This is a genomic window from Hoeflea sp. (assembly GCF_984452065.1).
Window position 1 is genome coordinate 1 of the sequence record NZ_CFHWAF010000216.1, and the last position, 4,779, is coordinate 4,779.

Annotated in this window: 7 protein-coding genes and 1 pseudogene; 1 reads left to right on the plus strand and 7 read right to left on the minus strand. The window is 57.1% G+C overall.

The annotated features are described in order from the left end of the window. Positions 1–82 precede the first annotated feature (82 nt). A pseudogene (locus AC5E6N_RS23340) lies at positions 83–480 on the plus strand (aldehyde dehydrogenase family protein). Positions 481–583: 103 nt separating this feature from the next. Here AC5E6N_RS23340 and AC5E6N_RS23345 read toward each other — a convergent pair. The 7 genes from AC5E6N_RS23345 to AC5E6N_RS23375 form a co-directional block, all read right to left on the minus strand. Beyond that, positions 584–1,984, minus strand: a complete 1,401-nt coding sequence (locus AC5E6N_RS23345) for a TRAP transporter large permease (RefSeq protein ID WP_491750049.1) — start codon at positions 1,982–1,984, stop codon at positions 584–586. After that, positions 1,903–2,370 carry a TRAP transporter small permease gene (locus AC5E6N_RS23350; protein WP_491750050.1) on the minus strand — a complete coding sequence of 156 codons (468 nt, stop codon included), beginning with the start codon at positions 2,368–2,370 and terminating at the stop codon, positions 1,903–1,905. The genes AC5E6N_RS23345 and AC5E6N_RS23350 overlap by 82 nt, the downstream gene beginning before the upstream one ends. Positions 2,371–2,374: 4 nt before the next feature. Next, positions 2,375–3,325 (minus strand): TRAP transporter substrate-binding protein DctP, encoded by a 951-nt coding sequence (gene dctP, locus AC5E6N_RS23355; RefSeq protein ID WP_491750051.1) that lies wholly within the window; start codon positions 3,323–3,325, stop codon positions 2,375–2,377. 53 nt (positions 3,326–3,378) lie between these two features. After that, positions 3,379–3,552: a hypothetical protein gene (locus tag AC5E6N_RS23360; protein ID WP_491750052.1), complete on the minus strand. Its 174-nt coding sequence runs from the start codon at positions 3,550–3,552 to the stop codon at positions 3,379–3,381. A 54-nt stretch (positions 3,553–3,606) separates the two neighbouring features. Then, complete coding sequence (locus AC5E6N_RS23365; protein WP_491750053.1) at positions 3,607–3,945, minus strand: TetR/AcrR family transcriptional regulator; 339 nt, start codon at positions 3,943–3,945, stop codon at positions 3,607–3,609. Then, entirely contained in the window at positions 3,932–4,369 is a 438-nt protein-coding gene (locus tag AC5E6N_RS23370; RefSeq protein WP_491750054.1) for a hypothetical protein, read from the minus strand. Before AC5E6N_RS23370 ends, AC5E6N_RS23365 begins: the two co-directional genes overlap by 14 nt. Positions 4,370–4,468: 99 nt before the next feature. Next, on the minus strand, positions 4,469–4,717 hold the full coding sequence (locus tag AC5E6N_RS23375; RefSeq protein ID WP_491750055.1) for a beta-barrel domain-containing protein: 249 nt from the start codon (positions 4,715–4,717) through the stop codon (positions 4,469–4,471). Between the last annotated feature and the right edge of the window lie 62 nt (positions 4,718–4,779).

Sequence of the window (4,779 nt, forward strand, 5' to 3'; positions counted from 1 at the left end):
CATGGCATGTGCGATCCAGGCTGCATTGCAAGCGCAAACCCTCACACTGTGAGAAATCCGGGCTAGGGAAAAAGGCGCGGAAGTGCTTCTGGGCGGCAAGCAGCGCGGCAATCAAGGCTACTTCTTCGAGCCTACGGTGCTGCGCAATGTCCCCGAGACCGCCGACATCATGCAGGTGGAACCCTTCGCCCGGTTACAGTCATCAATCCGGTCCGGGACTTGGACGATGCATTGGCAAAAGCCAATTCGACACCATTTGGACTGGCTGGATACGGGTTCACGAACCGAGCCGATTATGTGGATGCAATGGTGGACCGAATGGAAGTGGGCAATCTTTCCATCAACACACTTGAAGCCTCGCTGCCTGAAACGCCGTTTGGCGGCGTAAAACACAGCGGCTACGGTCGTGAGGGTGGCACGGAAGATTTGCACCACTACATGGAAGTGAAAAACGTGATGCACTCGCTTGAGATCGTATAAGTTGCCGACGATCCTGTAAGTTTTTTGGGCTTCCGGCGAGACGCCCGGCGTCTCCTTCCGTTGCGGCGAAAAGATCGCACCATCAAACTCTGGGATCAAACACCTAGCGCTGAATCAGACTGGGTAGCCAGAGTGCAAGGCCCGGAAAGACCATCAGCAGAATGACCACGCAGAGCGACATCGCCAGAAAGGGCAGTACGGACATAACGATTTGTCCCAGCGTAGTGCCCTTGGGCGCAGCGCCCAGCATCACGAACAGCAGCAGCCCGAAGGGTGGTGTTGCCAAGCTTATCTCCAACACCAGCAACATCAGCACACCGAACCAGACCGGATCAAATCCCAGACTTGAGACCAAAGGAAGATACAGCGGCACCGTCAACAGGATCATGCTGACCTGATCGATGAAACAGCCGAGCAGCAGCGTAAGGCCGATCATTCCCAGCAGAACCACATAGGGCGCAACATCTGCCGACAGGATCAGCGCTGTAAGCCCGCGTGACGCGCCCGAGAAGGACAGGATCTGCGAAAAGGCCAAAGAGCCTGCGACCACGAAGATCGTCAGGGTCGAGAAGATCAGGGTTTCGCGCAAGGCGGTAACCAGGCTCTGGCGCGAGAGCGAGCGATAGGCTGCTGCGGCGATCAAAGTGGCAAGCACACCAAGGGCCGCGCTTTCCGTCGGGGTTGCAATCCCGGCGATGATAGAGCCGACGACCACCGCGAAAATACCAAGCAGGGGCACCACGTCGCGGAAGAACGGCAGCCAGCGTTCCTTTAGGGTCATTTCAGGCACGTTATAGGCAGGTGCCAGCGACGGATTGATCAAGCAGCGCACAACGACATAGCAGAAATAGAAAGCCGCGAGGATCAGAGCCGGAATGATCGAGGCAATCAGAAGTTCGGCAATCGGAATCCGGGCCACCGATCCGAACAGAACCGCCAAAGCGGAAGGCGGGATCAACATCGCAATGCCGCCCACGGCGACAATGGGTCCGATGGCAATCGCAGGCTTGTAGCCGCGTTTCAGCATCTCCGGCAGAAGCGTCGAGCCGAGCATCGCTGTGTTGGCTATTGTGCTGCCCGAGAGTGACGAAAACACCGTGCCTCCCAGAATTGCCAGAATGGACAGACGGCCTGGCACTCGTGCAATCAGACGATCCATGGCTGTGATGGCCCGCCCCGCGACACCGGTGTGAAACATCACCTCACCCATCAGGATGAAGAGCGGGATCGGCAAAAGGGAGAAATTCTGCACACCGTCGACCATGGAGCGCACCAACTGCATCAGCCCCGGATCGCCGCGCATAAACAGGATTGCCCCGATGATGTTAGTGCCAAAGAATGCAAAGGCCACAGGCAGGCCCGACGCAATCAGAGCAAGCAGGATGCCGACAAGGAGGCCGAAGGCCCAATACCACTCCATCCTTAAACCTTCGCGCGTGTGTTCATGAGAAAGATCAGGGTCATTAGTCCGAAGGTCACCGGCGGTACCGTGAAGAGCCACCATTGTGGATAGATCAACATCTTGAAGACCTGCGTGCCCGCTGCATAGGAGGCGATCAGAACTCGAATGGCGTAAAAGCAGATCACGGCGCTAATCAACGCCCCGGCAAGATTGACGAGACGTTGCACGGCGCGGCGAAGGCGTGCCGACAGGCCCTGCACCACACTGTCAATGGCGATATGCCCGCCCTCGCGCAACACCCATGGGGCCGCAAGAAAGGTCACGAGATACAGCGAGACAGCTGCGACATCGCCGATCCAGGCAATGTTGATGACTTGCAGATAGCGCACCGCCACATCAACGCACAGCAGCGCTGCCATTGCACACAGCAGGATCCCCGCCAGGATGGCGAGGACCTGGGCGATCCGATCAATGAGGCTGTCGACCATGGGGTCAATCTGTGGAAACCAGCTTGCGCAAGGCGGGCACATGCTCCGGGCTGCGCTCTGTCAGGAAGCTCCAGTAGGTGTCGTAGGCGGCTTGCGAGAATTCCTCTCCGAGATCAACATATTCGATATCGGCCGCCTTGATCGTTTCGTCTTCCTGAGCATTGCGCTCTTCAAGCCAGCTTGGCCATTGCGTCTCAAGCCACATTGCCTGCTCGGTCAGGCAGCTTCGCGCCTCGTCGGTCATGGAGTTCCAGCGATCCAGATTGGTCAGGATCGAGATCGAGACATTCATGAATTTCGGACCGTGTTGGTACTTCATAAGCTTTTCCCAGCCAAAATCCGCAATCCCCCAAGAGGGCCAGCCGAGCCCGTCCACCACGCCGCGTTCAAGCGCCGTGTAGACCTCCGGCGGGGGCAACTGAACCGTCGTGGCGCCGAGGCTTTGGAAGAAGGTTTCATAGATCGGGGACGAGCGCAGACGTTTTCCGTCAAACCGTCCGTCTTCCGATTTCTCGCCACTCCAGATAAAGAAGCTGATGCCATCGCCATAGGCGGTCAGATATTGCGCATTCATCTTCTCGTTGTGCAGACGGTTGAGATAGTCCCAGGCGCCGTTTTCGCGCTGTTCGGTCATGGGCTTGTCGGCCAGAACCAGGGTGTCGACCTCAATCATGTCACCTTTGTAGTAGGTGCCAGGTCCTGCCATCATATCCAGGACCCCGATCTTCAAGGCGTTCGGTTGTTCAAACGATCCGATGGATTCCGGCCCGGTGATCTCAATCGCCACATGATCGGCACACACGTCGTTGACGTGCTCGACCCAGCGGGTGAAGGGCTGGGCAAAGGCGGCCCGGGGCGGCAGAAACACACCGGCGGTCAGTTTCATTGGTTCGGCCATGGCCGGCGCTGTCAGGGTAAGTGTGGCGATGGTTGCGAGTTGTACAAGGTGTTTCAATGTCATCCTCCCATTTGCTGTTTTATAGGTTGGTGCTGTTTTATAGGTTGGCTTCATGTGGCCAGATGAGTCGTCATATCCTTCATGAAATCTGCTCGGTTTGAGCCCGTGGGGTAGCTGCGCACATAGCTTTCGGCGATTAAGGCGCGGTAGAAGAGATGCGCGCGAAGCCGCGCCCGAGAGCCGTCCTTGGCGTCACGTACAAAGATTTCTTCCATGAACGCCATGCGCGCGGCGTCAACTTCCTCAACGAATTTGCGTGCGACCTGATCGACCAGGGCTCACGAGCGGATCGCAGCGTCATACCGGCCAAGCCGTTCCGACATGACCAACCCGATAAGCCGGGCCAGACGATCGCCGAGCGGCGCGTCCAAACCGCGAATAGCTTCAAAAACCGGCGCGTTGAGCACGTCGAGCCAATAGACAAGGGCTTCGGTCTTCAACGCGTCGAGATCACGGAAGAACCAGTAGAAGCTGCCCTTTGAGACATTGATCTGACGGGCGAGAGGTTCGACCCGCAGCGCCTGCACGCCATCCCGTGCGATCATATCGAGGGCGCCGGTAATCCAGATGCGTGCGCCGTCGCGGTCGGTGCGTGAAAGCCTCTTAGCTGCCGCCACGTTCTTTGTCCCGGATGGATTTGACACGGTCCTGTCGCGCCTTCAGTTCAGCATCGGCCGGGCTGTCTTTTGCGGCAGTCAATGTTTCGGTCTGGCCGTTACACCAGAAAGGGCGCTTAATCTGGTCATTAAGTCGCGGCTGGTCGTCCTGCTTGCAAAAGACGGTACGGCTGAACCTGTCATTGGGTTGATCGAAGGTCGTGTAGTCGGGGGTCGCCTCGATATGTCGCGACCTGGCAAAACCTTCCACGGCTTCCGGGGCTTTTGCCAGTTCAGGAAACAAGCTCTCCGCCCTACCCGTTTTCGCATCTTCCAGAAGCATTGGATATTTCCAGGTTTCTATACGCTTGCGAATAGCATAGTTTAAGTTTGAAATAAATCTACCCCTTGCGCCATGAGTCTGCACAGACGAGGCTTCGTTCATGAACAATCTCAAAATACCCTTAGAGTAGCAGGGCTTAGGAACCGCCGGCCCCAAGGCGGACCCGGACAATTGAGCAAGCAAGAACATAAGCACGATCGATCATCTCTCGCGGAAAGCGCGATGGAACGAGTCTGTGATCGGCTTGGCGAGATATTGCAGGAAGGTGCGTTCTTCCGTGGCAATGAGCACTTCAGCCGGCATGCCGGGATAAATCTGGCGGGAAGCGATTTCCGTCGGCAAATCGTCTGTAATGGCCAGTCGGGCAGCAAAGTACTCCCGGCCCGCCGCTTTATCCTGCAACCTGTCCGGTGACAGGAAGACTACCGATGCCTCCACCTGCGGCGTCATGCGTGCGTTTAGTATCCACGTCTTGGAGCAAACCCCTCGTCTTCAGACGAGAATTCTTCAGT